The following is a 14,023-nucleotide window of genomic DNA, read 5'->3' as shown; positions in this document are numbered from 1 at the left end:
AGAGGCCCTGAGTCCCCACGCCGCGCCTCCGGCCCGTCGGTCCGCCGTCACGCCCCTCCGTGTGACGGCGGACCGGTCGCACATGCCGCCGGCGTGTGACCAAGAACGGATCGCTGATTTCCGTTTGGGCTCGCCCTCTTGGCGGTCGATCAGTAGCCTCGGCTCGAACAACCGGCCAGGTACCTGGCCGCGATCCGTGGCGACTTGTTGGAGACATCGATGGAGCGTCCCGCCTGGGCTCCGCGAGGCATCGACATATCGATGCCGAGCGTGTCCCGCATTTACGACTACTATCTGGGCGGTTCGCACAATTTCGAGGTGGACAGGGAAGCCGCGCGCAAGGCAATGGAGTTCATGCCGGGGCTTCCCAAGATCATGAAGGCGAATCGGGCGTTCATGCGCCGTGCGGTGGAATTCGCCCTGAACGAAGGCATCTCGCAGTTTCTCGACATCGGTTCCGGTATTCCCACCTTCGGCAATGTCCATGAAGTCGCCCAGACCGCGAACCCCGAAGCCCGGGTGGTCTATGTCGATCACGACCCGGTCGCCGTCGCCCACAGCCGGGCCGTTCTCGACGGGAACCACAACGCCGCGATCGTGAGCGCCGATCTGCGCAAGCCCGGTCAGATACTCACCAGTCCCGAGGCGCTCCAACTGCTCGACCTGGACCGGCCCGTGGCGCTGCTGCTCGTCGCCGTGCTGCACTTCCTGGAGGACGAGGACGATCCGTACGGCGCGGTGGCCGAGCTGCGTGACGCGCTCGCGCCCGGCAGTCTGCTCGTCCTCACGCACGCCTCGTACGACCGTCTGCCGCTCACTCCCGAGCAGGCGGACGGCGCGGTCGGCGTCTACCGGAACATCCGCAATCCGCTGGTGATGCGGTCACGCACGGAGACAGCCCGCTTCTTCGACGGCTTCGAACTGGTCGAGCCCGGCCTGGTGTTCATGCCCGAGTGGCGGCCGGACTGCCCGGACGCCCAGGAGGATCCGTATGCCTACTCGGGCATCGCCGGAGTAGGACGCAAAGCGTGATGGTCCCGTCGCAGCCGGCAGGCCCGGACGGTCCGGAGGACAGACTGAGACGGTTCGCGACCATCTGGAGCCGGGCGATCTTCCCGGCCACGGCCACGCCGCTGACCCGCCCCGAGTTCGAGACCCATCTGATGCCGCTGGCAAGGAAGTTGGCGGACGCGCTGCACGCGCGCCCGTTCGACACCGCGCCCGCGGCGCGCGTCGGCGCCGAGCTGGTCCTGGCGCACTGCACCGACCCCGAGGCCCTCACGCGCACACTGGGCGTCATCGACTCCTATCTGGTCCTGTACTGCGGTACGGACGAACTGCCGGTCGAGGAGGGCCGGGCCCGCTGCGCCCGGCTCCAGCACTCCCTCGCCGCGGGCTTCGCCCAGGCCCTGCGTGAGCGCACCCTCGCCGAGCAGGAGGCCATCGCGCGCTCCGCGCTCGCCGCCCGCAGCCATGCCGAAGAGGCGCTGCACGCCACCGAGACACGGTTCCGCGCGGTCTTCGACGGCGCGGCCGTCGGTATCGGCATCGCCGACCTCGAAGGCAATGTGCTGGAGGTCAACGAGACGCTCACCGAGATGTTCGGCGGACTGGAACACCATGTCCGCAGCAGGAACGTCAGTGAGTGGGTCCATCCCGAGGACGTACCGCACGTCTGGCGGATGTACGGCGAACTGGTGCGCGGTGAGCGTGAGAACTTCCGGGTCGAGAAGCCGTTCTACCGCAACGACGGCACCGTACTCTGGACCAATCTGACGGTCTCGCTGCTCCGCGACACCGAGGGCGCGCCGCAGTACCAGCTCGCGCTGATGGAGGACACCACCGAGCGGCGGCTGCTCAATCTGCGGCTGCGGTACGAGGCCACCCATGACGCGCTGACCGGACTGCCCAACCGGACTCTGTTCTTCGAGCGTCTCGACAAGACGCTCTCCGCCGCCGGGAGCACGCGCTTCGGTCTCTGCTATCTCGATCTCGACGGCTTCAAGGCGATCAACGACAGCCTCGGCCACGCGTCCGGGGACCGGCTGCTCGTCGAGGTCGCGGACCGGCTCCAGAGCTGCGCCACCGCGCCCGGCGAGATGGTGGCCCGGCTCGGCGGCGACGAGTTCGTGGCGCTGACCACGGGCCCGGACACTCAGCGTGGTGTGGCCGATCTGGCCTCGCGGATCCTCGGCGTACTGGCCACGCCGATCCTGCTCGACGGCCGGGAGTTCACCGTACGCGGCAGCATCGGCATCGTGGAGGGACTCGCCGCCGAGCACAGCCCGGCGGAGGTGCTGCGCAGCGCGGACATCACCATGTACCGGGCCAAGGCGGCGGGCGGCAACCGCTACGAGCTGGCCGATCCGGAGGCCGATGCCCGCGCCATCACCCGGCACGGGCTGACCACGGCGCTGCCGGCGGCCCTGGAGCGCGGTGAGTTCTTCATCGAGTACCAGCCGCTGGTCCATCTGGAGGACGGCTCCGTGCACGGCGCGGAGGCGCTGGTGCGCTGGTCGCATCCGCAGCACGGAGTGCTCGGGCCCGACCGGTTCATCCCGCTCGCCGAGCACACCGGACTGATCGTGCCGCTCGGCCGCTGGGTGCTGGAACAGTCCGTACGGCAGGCCATGTTCTGGCACCAGACACTTCCCGCGGGCACGCTCGGCGGACCGCTGCGGATCAATGTGAATCTCTCCCCGACGCAGCTCCACCACCCGGGGCTGGTCTCCGACACGGTGGAGGTGCTGGAGCGTATCGGTCTGCCGCCCGGCTCACTCTGTCTGGAGGTCACCGAGTCGGGGCTGATCGGGGCCGACGAGGATCTGCTCAAACCGCTGCGCCAGCTCGCCGAGATGGGCGTCGACATCGCGCTGGACGACTTCGGGACCGGCTACTCGAATCTGGCCAATCTGCGTCGGCTGCCGGTGAGCGTGCTCAAGCTGGACCGTTCCTTCACCCAGGGGATGCAGCAGCATCCGGCGGATCCGGTCGATCTGAAGATCGTCGAAGGGATCGTGTCGCTCGCGCACAGCCTGGAGCTGGCCGTCACGGTGGAGGGCGTGGAGACCGGAGCGCAGGCGGAGCATCTGCGCCGGCTGGGCTGCGACACCGCGCAGGGCTGGTACTACGCCAGACCCGGGCCGCCCGAGCAGCTTCACGAGCTGTCGCTTGCGGACGCGGTCTGACCGTTCGTAACAGCCGCGGTCCCGGTTCTTGCCGGGGCCGTAGCTCTTCCTGGGACCGCGGCTCTTCCCGGGGCCGCGGCCTGGGTGGCCAGCAGCACGCGCTGGAGCTCGCGGGCGGCGCGCGGCGGCGCGACATCGCTGCGGTGCGCGAGCGCGATCGTACGGCGTAGTCCCGGCCTGGCCAGGGCGGTGACCCGTAGATCGCGCGCCCGCGCGGCCACCATGCTCGGTACGACCGCCAGACCGAGACCGGCCCGTACGAAACCGAGCACGGCGTCCATCTCGCCGCCCTCCACCGTGAACGACGGCTCGAATCCGGCGGCCCGGCAGGCCGCCACCGTCAGTTCGCGCAGGTCGTAGCCGTGCCGGAACATCACCAGCGGCTCGCCCTCCAGATCGGCGATCCTGAGCGGGCGGCGCGGCGCCGAAGCGGCGGCCGACGAGACCACGACCAGATCCTCGTGCAGCAGCTCGACCGTGGTCAGCGCCGGTGACGCGGCCGGCAGCGGCATGACCACCAGCGCCAGATCCAGCGCGCCGCGCGCCAGCTCCCGTACGAGATCGTGCGAACCGCTCTCCTCGATCAGCAGCTCGATGCCCGGATGCAGATCGTGGAAGGCGCGCAGCACATCGGGCAGCAGGCCCGTGCACACACTGGGTGTCGCGCCCAGCCTCACCCGGCCACGCCGGAGCTGCACCAGCTCCTGCACCTCGTGCCGGGCGGTCTCGGTGTCGGCGAGGATGCGCCGGGCGAGCGGCAGCAGCGCCTCGCCCGCGTCGGTGAGGGCCACATTGCCGCGGGCGCGGCTGAACAGCTCGGCGCCCAGCTCCTTCTCCAGCGCTCTGATCTGCTGCGAGAGGGAGGGCTGCGACACATGGACCCGTTCCGCGGCGCGGGTGAAGTGCCTGGTCTCGGCGACGGCCACGAAGTAGAGAAGCTGCTGGAACTGCATAAGAACCAGAGTAGATCGCATGATAGCCAGCGGCTATGGAGATCAGCCGGACCATGTCTTGGACCACTGGGCGGCGGGCGGCCTAGCGTGCTGTCCATGGCGCTGGCAACGCGGGGGACGGACCAACGGCCGTCCATGACCCGCACCCTCTGGGGATCGACGATCGGGAAGAAAACGGTCATGGCCGTGAGCGGCCTGATCATGCTCGGCTATCTGGTCGCGCATATGCTCGGCAATCTCAAGATCTTCTTCGGGGCACCGGAGTTCAACGGATACGCACACTGGCTGCGGACCCTGGGCGAACCGGTTCTGCACTACGAGTGGGCGCTCTGGATCCTCCGGGTGGTGCTGGTCGTGGCCGTGGTGCTGCACGCGGTCTGCGCGTACCAGCTCAGCCGCCGCGACCGTGCGGCCCGCCCGGTCGGCTATGCGCACAAGCGGGCGCGCGCCACGTACGCCACTCGCACCATGCGCTGGGGCGGGATCATCCTCGCCCTGTTCATCGTCTGGCACATCCTCGATCTGACGACCGGCACCGCGCATCCCGGAGGCTTCCAGCCCGGCCATCCTTACCAGAACGTCGTGGACACCTTCTCCACCTGGTACGGGAACGTCATCTACATCGTCGCGATGCTCGCGCTCGGCCTGCACATCCTGCACGGCTTCTGGAGCGCGGCCCAGACGCTCGGCGTGGGCAGCGCCGCCCGTGAACGCGCACTGAAGACCTCGGCCGGAGTGCTGGCGTTCGCGCTGACTGCGGGCTTCATCTCCATACCCGTCGCCGTGATGACCGGAGTGGTGAGCTGAGAGATGGAAAGCACCACGGACAGGACGGGCCGGGCGGACGACAAGGACGACAGGACGGACCGGGTGGACAAGACGGCGGACGGCACGGACAGGCTGAGCATGGACAGCAAGGACAGGGATGAGCCGAGCATGAACAGGACCGCCCACGCCGACCACACCGCCGGCTACACCGATTACGCCGCGTACACCGTCGGCGAGCCGATCGCCGACACCAAGGCGCCGGACGGGCCCGTCGCCGAGCGCTGGAACCGTCGCCGCTTCGAGGCGAAGCTGGTGAATCCCGCCAACCGCCGCAAGCACACCGTCATCGTCGTCGGTACGGGCCTCGCGGGCGGCGCGGCGGGCGCGACACTCGCCGAACAGGGCTACCACGTCGTCCAGTTCTGCTACCAGGACTCGCCGCGCCGAGCCCACTCCATCGCCGCGCAGGGCGGGATCAACGCGGCGAAGAACTACCGCAACGACGGCGACTCCGTCCAGCGGCTCTTCTACGACACCGTCAAGGGCGGCGACTTCCGCGCCCGTGAGTCCAATGTGCACCGGCTCGCCGAGGTCTCGGTCGAGATCATCGACCAGTGCGTCGCCCAGGGTGTGCCCTTCGCCCGGGAGTACGGCGGACTCCTCGACACCCGCTCCTTCGGCGGCGTCCAGGTCTCCCGTACGTTCTACGCGCGCGGCCAGACGGGCCAGCAACTCCTCCTCGGCGCCTACCAGGCGCTGTCCCGGCAGATAGCGGCCGGCGCCGTCGAGATGCATCCGCGCACCGAGATGCTCGATCTGATCGTGGTCGACGGACGGGCCCGTGGCATCGTGGCCCGCGATCTGATCACCGGCGAGATCTCCACGTACTTCGCCGACGCGGTCGTCCTCGCGTCCGGTGGCTACGGCAATGTCTTCTATCTCTCGACCAACGCCAAGAACAGCAACGCCACCGCAGTCTGGCGGGCCCACCGGCGCGGCGCCCTCTTCGCCAATCCCTGTTTCACCCAGATCCATCCGACCTGTATCCCGCGCTCCGGAGAGCATCAGTCCAAGCTGACGCTGATGAGCGAGTCGCTGCGCAACGACGGCCGTATCTGGGTGCCGCTGACGGCCGGCGACCGGCGCCCGCCGGCCGAGATCCCGGAGGACGAGCGGGATTACTACCTGGAGCGGATCTATCCCTCCTTCGGCAATCTCGTGCCGCGCGACATCGCCTCACGGGCCGCGAAGAACGTCTGTGACGAAGGACGCGGCGTCGGCCCGGGTGGCCAGGGCGTCTATCTGGACTTCGCCGACGCCATCGCCCGGCTCGGCCGCAAGGCCGTCGAGGAGAAGTACGGCAATCTCTTCGAGATGTACGAGCGGATCACCGCCGAGGATCCCTACGAGGTGCCGATGCGGATCTATCCGGCGATCCACTACACGATGGGCGGACTCTGGGTCGACTACGACCTCCAGACCACCGTGCCCGGCCTGTTCGCGATCGGTGAGGCCAACTTCTCCGACCACGGCGCCAACCGGCTCGGCGCGTCCGCGCTGATGCAGGGCCTCGCCGACGGCTACTTCGTCCTGCCGTCCACCATCAACGACTATCTCGCCCGCAATCCGCACCACGACGAGATCGACGACTCCCACCCGGTGGTCGCCGAGGCCGTCGCCGAGACCGAGGACCGGCTGCGGCTGCTGCTCGCCGTCGACGGCGACCGTACGCCCGACTCGTTCCACAAGGAGCTCGGCGAACTGCTCTGGGACCACTGCGGTATGGCGCGCGACGAGCAGGGACTGCGCAAGGCGCTCGACCGGATCCCGCAGATCCGCGAGGAGTTCTGGCGGCGGATCAAGGTGCCAGGCACCGGCGAACAGCTCAACCAGTCGCTGGAGAAGGCCAATCGCATGGTCGACTACCTGGAACTGGCCGAGCTGATGTGCCTCGACGCGCTGCACCGCGCCGAATCCTGCGGCGGCCACTTCCGCGAGGAGTCACAGACCGAGGGCGGTGAGGCGGCGCGCCGCGACGAGGAGTTCGCGTACGCGGCGGCCTGGGAATTCACCGGCACCGGCACCGCGCCCGTCCTGCACAAGGAAGACCTCGTCTTCGAGTACATCCATCCCACCCAGCGGAGCTACGCATGAGGCTCACCCTGCGCGTCTGGCGCCAGCCGGACGCCGACGCCACCGGTGCCATGGTCACCTACGGCATCGACGGCATCTCCGAGGACATGTCCTTCCTGGAGATGCTCGACACACTCAACGAGCAGCTGATACTCGAAGGCGACGAGCCGGTCGCCTTCGACCACGACTGCCGCGAGGGCATCTGCGGCGCGTGCGGCGTGGTCATCAACGGCGACGCCCACGGCCCCGAGCGCACCACCACCTGCCAGCTCCATATGCGGCACTTCAAGGACGGCGACACCATCGATGTCGAGCCCTGGCGCGCCGGGGCCTTCCCGGTGGTCAAGGACCTGGTGGTGGACCGCTCGGCGTTCGACCGGATCATCGGCGCGGGCGGCTACATCACCGCCCCGACCGGCGCCGCACCGGAAGCCCACGCCACACCGGTCCCCAAACCCGACGCCGACTTTGCCTTCGACCACGCCGAATGCATCGGCTGCGGCGCCTGCGTCGCGGCCTGCCCCAACGGCTCGGCGATGCTCTTCACCTCGGCCAAGGTCAACCACCTCAACGTCCTCCCTCAAGGCGCCCCCGAACGCGAGACCCGCGTCCTCGACATGGTCGCCACCATGGACGAAGAAGGCTTCGGCGGCTGCACCCTCACCGGCGAATGCGCTACGGCCTGCCCGAAGGGCATCCCACTCCCATCGATCGCCGCAATGAACAGGGAATGGCTGAGGGCGACGCGCAAGGTGGCGCGCTAGCGGGCGCTCTCTTCTCTCCGGTCTGTGGGATCGAGATTCGGTCCGCCGCGGTGAGGGCAGTTCGGTCGTTTCAGGCTGTGCTCTCCAGGAATTCACGGACGGCGGGCACGCTCTCGTGGTCGGCCATCTTGGCTCGGAGGTTGTTGAGGGCGGAGTTGCCGCGTGTTGAGGTGAGGCTGCCCATGTGGGTGACGGCTTGGTGGGCGCTGTGGACGGCGCCGTCGAGGTCGCCAAGGGCCGCGTGGGCTTCTGCTGTGCGCGCGAGCCGGAGCGCGACCGCTCGCGGGTATGCCTGGCTGTCATACCCTTCGTCGCGGTGGGCTGCTGGAATGGCTGCGAAGTGGGTGAGCGCCTGTGCCGGCGCTTGCAGGTCCATCGCGCTGGTCGCGGCCCAGCTGTGCAGTTCGCCGAGGTTGACCCAGTACACGCAGTCGGGTTCTTCTTCCGGGGATCGGTCGCGGGCGCGGTCGTATGCCTCGAAGGCGGCCGTCTGGGCCCGGGCGGCTGCCCGTTGGTCTCCCGCGCGAGCGTGGGACCGGGCCAGCCGGGCGTGGAGCATGGCCTCCAACCGCGGTGAGCCGATCCGTCCGGTCTGGGCGAGGGCGTCGGTGACCAGATCGGCGGCTCCCTTCGGGTCTCCGTTGGAGTAGCGCATGATCGCCCAGAAGTTCTTGGTGTTGGCGGTGACAACCGGGTCGCCGGACGATCCGGCGGCGCGGAGGGCGGCGACGTAGTACTCCTCGGCCAGTCCGTGGTAGCCGGAGTCGTAGGCCGTCCAGGCACAGATTCTGGCCGCTTCGGCCGCGGCGGCGTAGAGCCGCCGCCCGGTGTCCTCGCTGTAGGCGGCACCTCTGAGCGTGCCCGTGATCAGGCGGAGCTGAGCGCGAGCCGAGGCATGGACCTGGCCGGCGCCGAGTTGGTCGTCCTGGCGCCGCAGAACCGCAAGGGACTGTTCGAACAGGGCCGGGACCTTCCGCGAGATCCGCCGGCCCGGCGTTCGGGCTGCGGCCGGCTGTGCGGTGGCTGCTCCGGCCAGAACGGAACCGATCGCGGTTCCGGTGACGACGAGGAATCCCCTGCGCTCCATCGGCCCTCCCGGGGCGGCGACACGGTCGAGTAGGTCGAGGGTGGTCTGCGCGGTCCACTCGGCATCCAGGAGGTCCTGCTCCCGGACGCAGGCCGGCTTCAGCCATTCCGGCCAGGGCCGCGCAGCGATCTCGTGCGTGGCGATGCCATGGAGGACGGCCATGGCCAGCTGCACGTTCATCTCGGGAGTGATGCCCTCACGTATCCACCGCGAGACCCGTTTGCGCTGATGGACGTCGAGTTTTCCGTAGCCGAGCCGTTGGTGTACCACGCTTAAGCGGGCCAGGTAGTTGGTAGCTGTCCAGCCGTTGAGGTGGAGCAGATAAGCCAGTGGGTGCGCATCCGTCTCCACATCCCCATCGTGCCCCCTTCGGCGTCGGCGCATACGGACCGATCGCCGCTTTGTCATCGCATGGGTACGCGTGGGCACAGCGTGGGCACGCCTGGGCACATCGGCGGGCTCCCCAGGCCGCCTGCCCGCGCGCGAAGGTTGTGGCACACGAGAGTTCCCGATCCGCGGCACCGACCAATTCGCCACGTGGTCTTCGCGGACCGGCTGGGGACTTTCGGGGGCTGCGGGGCCGTATCGCCCAGGTACGCAGCCGTGGAGGGACAGGCGCATTCCGCTCATCACATCTGAAAGGAAGCGAGATGGAGATTTCGAAGTCGCAGGTGGCTGCGCAGAGCAGTGCCCAGGAGAGCGACAAGACCGGTGTCACGACCGACGTCGCGGATCTGATCGAGCCGTCGGCGGTCGTACGGTCCGAGGACACCGAGCAGGACGAGTGCTACACGTTCTGACGCGCTGATTCGGGCGAGGGGGTGTCGTGCGCTGTTCGACGCAGGGCGCCCTCTCGTGCTCGGACAACACAAGGAGAGGGTGCGGTTGATCCACGTATACACAGGGCCGACGCTCAGCCCGGACGACCCTGTACTGTCCGATCCCCGGTTCGCCCCACGGCCCCCCATCCGCCACGGTGACCTGTTCTCCAGTGATATTGCCGCAACGGACACCGTGGTCATCATCGACGGCCTTTATCACCACACGCCTGCCGTCCGGCACAAAGAGATCATCTGGGCTCTCGGCAGGGGCGTGCGTGTCGTCGGTGCCGCGAGCATCGGCGCGCTGCGCGCGGCTGAACTGGCTTCGTGCGGAATGGTCGGGGTGGGGGAGATCTACGACGCCTACGCCGCCGGTACCATCGAGGGTGACGACGAGGTAGCCGTCGGGCAGTCTGCCGATGCCGACCTGCGCTCGGTGACCTGGCCCCTGGTCAATCTGAGCCATGTACTGGAGCTTGCCGTGGCGGCCGGAGTCATCGGAGCGCCCGCAGCCGCGAAATTGCTCGGTGAACTACGGGGCGTCTACTACCCGCACCGGTCGCTGACGGCCGTCTCGGTCATCAGCCGCAAACATGGAGCCGTGGAATTCGCAGGGTGGCTCACCTCGCGTCTGGCCGAGGACCCGTACTTCGGTGATCTCAAACGGGCCGACGCCCTGCGGGCGCTGAAGACCGCTCTGTCCCTCGCCGACACGCCTGCGGAGCCGCCGCCTGTGCTGGAGTGGCGGACTCGTCACTTCCGTCAGTGGGCGAACATGTTCGCCGTGCAGACGGTGGACGGGGTCCATCTGGCGACGAGTCACCGGGTCACCTATCAGCAGATCTTCGACCGGCACTTCCCGCGCCTGTGGTGGGACCACCTCGGCACGGCCGCCGGAATCCCGGGAGCGTCGGGTCTGCCCCGTCCTCTGGTCTGTGCGGTGATACGCCCGGAGACGGATCTGACGGACCAGAACACGGTGGCCCGGCTGCTGGCACACGAGACGCCCGCCGACCGGGCAGCCGTCGCCCGGTACATCGCCCTGAACGAGACCACGACCCGATCGCACCGGGGCTTCTTCCCTGACGCGATCAAGAACAGCGTCGCCCGGCGGCTTCTTGCCTCTGTCTGGTCCACGGAGGCGGATGCCCTTGAGGAGGAGTCCTGGGCCCGCGGATTCCAGGGCGCCCGCGACGCGGTCGATGCGGCCAAGGTGTTCGTACTGGGATTTCTGCGCGATCAGGAGGCCCGACAGTGAGCCGGATTGTTCTCGACGGCACGGTGCGCGCCAGGACGCCGGAGGAAACATGGCGGGCGCTGGAACCGGAGCTGGAGTGCCTCGGTATCACCCGTGTGGCATGTCTTACGGGTCTCGACCATCTCGGTACCCCGGTATGGACGGCGATCCGTCCCCGCGCGCATACCCTTGTCACCTCCCAGGGAAAGGGTGCGAGCGACGTACTGGCCAAGATTTCGGCCGTGCTGGAGAGCGCGGAGCTGTGGCACGCCGAACAGCCCCAACCGACGGCGCCGGTACACGGCTCCTACCGTGACCTCGAACCTCCCTACCCGATGGCTCTCCTGCCTGTGAAGTTCGCTCACGAGGGCCTCAAGGACATCGAGCTGGACTGGGTGGCGGGGACCGGCCTGACCAGCGGTCAGGACATCCTGGTCCCCGCCGGCCTGGCCCGGCGCCGCCTGCGGCGAGATGTGACGCAACCGGACCTTTTCCACGTCACGAGCAACGGCCTGGCTTGCGGGAACACCTTGGACGAAGCGATCCTGCACGGCCTGTTCGAAGTGATCGAGCGGGACGTCCTCCACCGCGACTACGCCGGCGGAGGGCAGCAGCGCACACTGATCGACCCGCAGAGCGTGGACGACCCGTACTGCCGGGATCTGATCGACCGGTTCCTGACTGCCGGCATGTTCCTGGAAATTGCGCTTGTCGACAGCGCCCATCAGATCCCTGTGTGCGCGGCCTACATCTGGTCGGAGGACTACCCGGTTGTTTTCGCCGGTTCCGGATGCCACCGCGATCCGCACATCGCGCTCTCCAGAGCCCTCACCGAAGCCGCCCAGTCCCGGCTGACCTGTATCGCGGGCACCCGCGACGATCTCGACTCCCATGAGAACGCCTTCGCCGCCCGTCCCCCGTCCCCGAAACCGGCCTGGCCGGGCACGGCCGACTGGAACGCCCTCACCGGCCGCTACGCCGCGGCCGAGCCGGACTTCACCCGGGAAGCCGCATCGGTGGCCGCCAGGATCGCCTCCGTCACCGGCTACGAACCGATCGCCGTCCCCCTGCACAACTCTGACACCTATGCCGGAGCAAAGGTCATCAGCCCCGGGCTGGAGATGCGTATCGTCCGCTCGATTCCCCGTCCAGGCAACCGCCATGGGTGAGAACCCACGGACAGCGACCGAGCAGCAGCTCGCAGCCGTATACGACGCCTTCCACGCGGCCAGGGCCTCGACCACCTTGGTGGCCCAGCTCTACGCCGAAGCGATGGGCGACGCCTATCCGCATGAGCTGGAGGCATCCAGCTCATGCGACTGGCCCCTGCTCGGGGCCGTGGTCAGCCGACTGCGGCTGTGCCCTGGTGGGAGGCTCGTCGATCTGGGATGCGGGACCGGAGGCGCCGGGCTGTGGCTGGCACGCGCACTCTCCGTGCACTTGGTCGGTATCGACATCTCACCGACGGCGATCAGCCTGGCCACCCGACGCTCTCCCGCGTTCGTGCCGCCGGGGCAGGCCACCTTCCGTGTGGCGACCATGGAGGCCACCGGCCTCCCCGACGCCCAGGCCGACGGCGTCGTATGCGTCGACGCCCTGGGATTCGCTCCCGATCAGAGGAGCGCACTCAGGGAAATACGCAGGGTGCTACGTCCCGGTGGCCGGGCCGTCCTCACCTCCGGAGGCCGCCGCACCCACCCTGTGGCCCCGCCGTGGTCGCACCGGGCCGCCGAGGCGGGCATGGAGCTGGAGTCCGAGGATGTGCGTCCGGACGAACCGGCGATGTGGCGCCGCCTCTACCGGCTGTGGACCGAACACGAGGCGGACCTGAGGCGTCACCTCGGTGACGAACAGGCCGAGAACATGCTCACCGAGGCCCGCACAAGATCACCGGCACTCGGAAACCGACACTCCGTCACCGTTACGCTGAGACGGCCTGACGGCACGCAGGCGTCCGCGGACGACCCTGGCCCGACGGAGCTACACCACGTGCACAAGAGACAAGGGGAGACCGGCCGATGCCGACCCGTATTGCCGTCTTCGGGGCTGGATCCTGGGGTACCGCGTTCGCCATGATCCTGGCCGACGCCGGATGCGAAGTGTCCCTGTGGGCACGCCGCCCCGAACTGGTCGATGCCATCAACACCACCTTCCGCAACCCCGACTACCTCCCGGACACGACGCTCCCATCCGGGATTACAGCCACGGCGGACCCGGCGGAGGCCGCCAAGGGCGCCACAGCCGCTTTCCTCGCCGTCACCGCGCAGACCCTGCGCGACAACCTCACCCAATGGGCACCGTACTTCGCCCACGACACCGTCCTGGTTTCCCTGATGAAGGGCGTCGAACTCGGCACGACCAAACTGATGAGCGAAGTGATCGGCGAGGTGACGGGCGCCGGGCCGGAGCGGACCGCAGTCGTCTCCGGCCCCAACCTCGCGGGCGAGGTCGTCCGTCGGCAGCCTGCGGCCAGTGTCGTCGCCTGCCAGGACGAGACCGTCGCCGAACGACTCCAAGCCGCCTGCCACACCCCGTACTTCCGCCCGTACACCACCACCGACGTCATCGGCTGCGAGCTGGGCGGAGCCGTGAAGAACGTCATCGCCCTGGCCGTGGGCATCGCCGACGGACACGGACTCGGCGACAACACCAAGGCCGCTCTCATGACCCGGGGCCTGGCCGAGACCACCCGCCTCGCCCAGGCCATGGGCGCCGACGCACAGACGCTCGCCGGGCTGGCCGGCATGGGCGACCTCGTCGCCACCTGCTCCTCGCCCCTGTCCCGGAACCACACCTTCGGCGCCAACCTCGGCCGCGGCCTGACCGTCGCCGAGACCGCCGCGGTCACCAAGCAGACCGCCGAAGGCGTCACCTCCTGCCGGGCAGTCCTGGACCTCGCACGGCGCCACAGCGTCGACATGCCGCTCACCGAGACCGTTGTCGGCATCGTCCACGGCGGCACATCACCTCAGGAAGCGGTCAGGGACCTCATGTCACGCTCGCCTCAGCCCGAACTTCGCTGAAGGCGGCACATCGACATCTGGCTCCGCGCGTGATCGCCCGGACAAGGCC

General features: G+C 68.7%; 12 protein-coding genes. 10 read left to right on the top strand and 2 right to left on the bottom strand.

The genetic code is table 11. The features are described 5' to 3' along the window. Positions 1-219: 219 nt before the first annotated feature. Both ACFV6H_RS06620 and ACFV6H_RS06615 read left to right on the top strand, forming a co-directional pair. Positions 220-1,032, top strand: coding sequence for an SAM-dependent methyltransferase (locus ACFV6H_RS06620; RefSeq protein WP_384975053.1), 813 nt, complete (start codon positions 220-222; stop codon positions 1,030-1,032). Continuing rightward, positions 1,029-3,188 (top strand): putative bifunctional diguanylate cyclase/phosphodiesterase, encoded by a 2,160-nt coding sequence (locus ACFV6H_RS06615; protein ID WP_385539256.1) that lies wholly within the window; start codon positions 1,029-1,031, stop codon positions 3,186-3,188. Before ACFV6H_RS06620 ends, ACFV6H_RS06615 begins: the two co-directional genes overlap by 4 nt. Here ACFV6H_RS06615 and ACFV6H_RS06610 read toward each other — a convergent pair. Next, positions 3,158-4,141 carry a LysR family transcriptional regulator gene (locus ACFV6H_RS06610; RefSeq protein ID WP_385539774.1) on the bottom strand — a complete coding sequence of 328 codons (984 nt, stop codon included), beginning with the start codon at positions 4,139-4,141 and terminating at the stop codon, positions 3,158-3,160. The genes ACFV6H_RS06615 and ACFV6H_RS06610 overlap by 31 nt on opposite strands. A 96-nt stretch (positions 4,142-4,237) precedes the next feature. Here ACFV6H_RS06610 and ACFV6H_RS06605 point away from each other — a divergent pair, with 96 nt between their 5' ends. From ACFV6H_RS06605 to ACFV6H_RS06595, 3 genes are all read left to right on the top strand, one after another. Continuing rightward, positions 4,238-4,948, top strand: a complete 711-nt coding sequence (locus ACFV6H_RS06605) for a succinate dehydrogenase (RefSeq protein ID WP_385539254.1) — start codon at positions 4,238-4,240, stop codon at positions 4,946-4,948. Positions 4,949-5,077: 129 nt separating this feature from the next. Continuing rightward, complete coding sequence (locus ACFV6H_RS06600) at positions 5,078-7,063, top strand: fumarate reductase/succinate dehydrogenase flavoprotein subunit (RefSeq protein WP_385539772.1); 1,986 nt, start codon at positions 5,078-5,080, stop codon at positions 7,061-7,063. Continuing rightward, complete coding sequence (locus tag ACFV6H_RS06595) at positions 7,060-7,806, top strand: succinate dehydrogenase/fumarate reductase iron-sulfur subunit (RefSeq protein ID WP_384975049.1); 747 nt, start codon at positions 7,060-7,062, stop codon at positions 7,804-7,806. The genes ACFV6H_RS06600 and ACFV6H_RS06595 overlap by 4 nt, the downstream gene beginning before the upstream one ends. A gap of 70 nt (positions 7,807-7,876) precedes the next feature. Here the strand turns inward: ACFV6H_RS06595 and ACFV6H_RS06590 are convergent, their stop codons facing one another. Next, entirely contained in the window at positions 7,877-9,244 is a 1,368-nt protein-coding gene (locus ACFV6H_RS06590) for a transcriptional regulator (RefSeq protein ID WP_385539252.1), read from the bottom strand. A 299-nt stretch (positions 9,245-9,543) separates the two neighbouring features. Between ACFV6H_RS06590 and ACFV6H_RS06585 the strand changes: the two genes are divergently transcribed. The 5 genes from ACFV6H_RS06585 (at position 9,544) to ACFV6H_RS06565 (ending at position 13,974) form a co-directional block, all read left to right on the top strand. Then, entirely contained in the window at positions 9,544-9,693 is a 150-nt protein-coding gene (locus tag ACFV6H_RS06585) for a hypothetical protein (protein ID WP_384975047.1), read from the top strand. A gap of 214 nt (positions 9,694-9,907) precedes the next feature. After that, complete coding sequence (locus ACFV6H_RS06580; RefSeq protein ID WP_385539250.1) at positions 9,908-10,972, top strand: TfuA domain-containing protein; 1,065 nt, start codon at positions 9,908-9,910, stop codon at positions 10,970-10,972. Further along, positions 10,969-12,120, top strand: a complete 1,152-nt coding sequence (locus tag ACFV6H_RS06575) for a YcaO-like family protein (RefSeq protein ID WP_385539248.1) — start codon at positions 10,969-10,971, stop codon at positions 12,118-12,120. Before ACFV6H_RS06580 ends, ACFV6H_RS06575 begins: the two co-directional genes overlap by 4 nt. Beyond that, positions 12,113-13,027: a class I SAM-dependent methyltransferase gene (locus ACFV6H_RS06570; RefSeq protein ID WP_385539246.1), complete on the top strand. Its 915-nt coding sequence runs from the start codon at positions 12,113-12,115 to the stop codon at positions 13,025-13,027. The genes ACFV6H_RS06575 and ACFV6H_RS06570 overlap by 8 nt, the downstream gene beginning before the upstream one ends. Further along, a complete protein-coding gene (locus ACFV6H_RS06565; RefSeq protein ID WP_384975043.1) occupies positions 12,970-13,974 on the top strand; it encodes an NAD(P)H-dependent glycerol-3-phosphate dehydrogenase in 1,005 nt (334 codons plus the stop codon). Before ACFV6H_RS06570 ends, ACFV6H_RS06565 begins: the two co-directional genes overlap by 58 nt. Positions 13,975-14,023: the final 49 nt, after the last annotated feature.

This window comes from Streptomyces sp. NPDC059743 (assembly GCF_042732975.1).
In the GTDB taxonomy this organism is placed as follows: Bacteria; Actinomycetota; Actinomycetes; order Streptomycetales; family Streptomycetaceae; genus Streptomyces.
The sequence above is the reverse complement of the archived record's forward strand: the minus strand, read 5'-3'. Positions and strand labels throughout refer to the sequence as shown.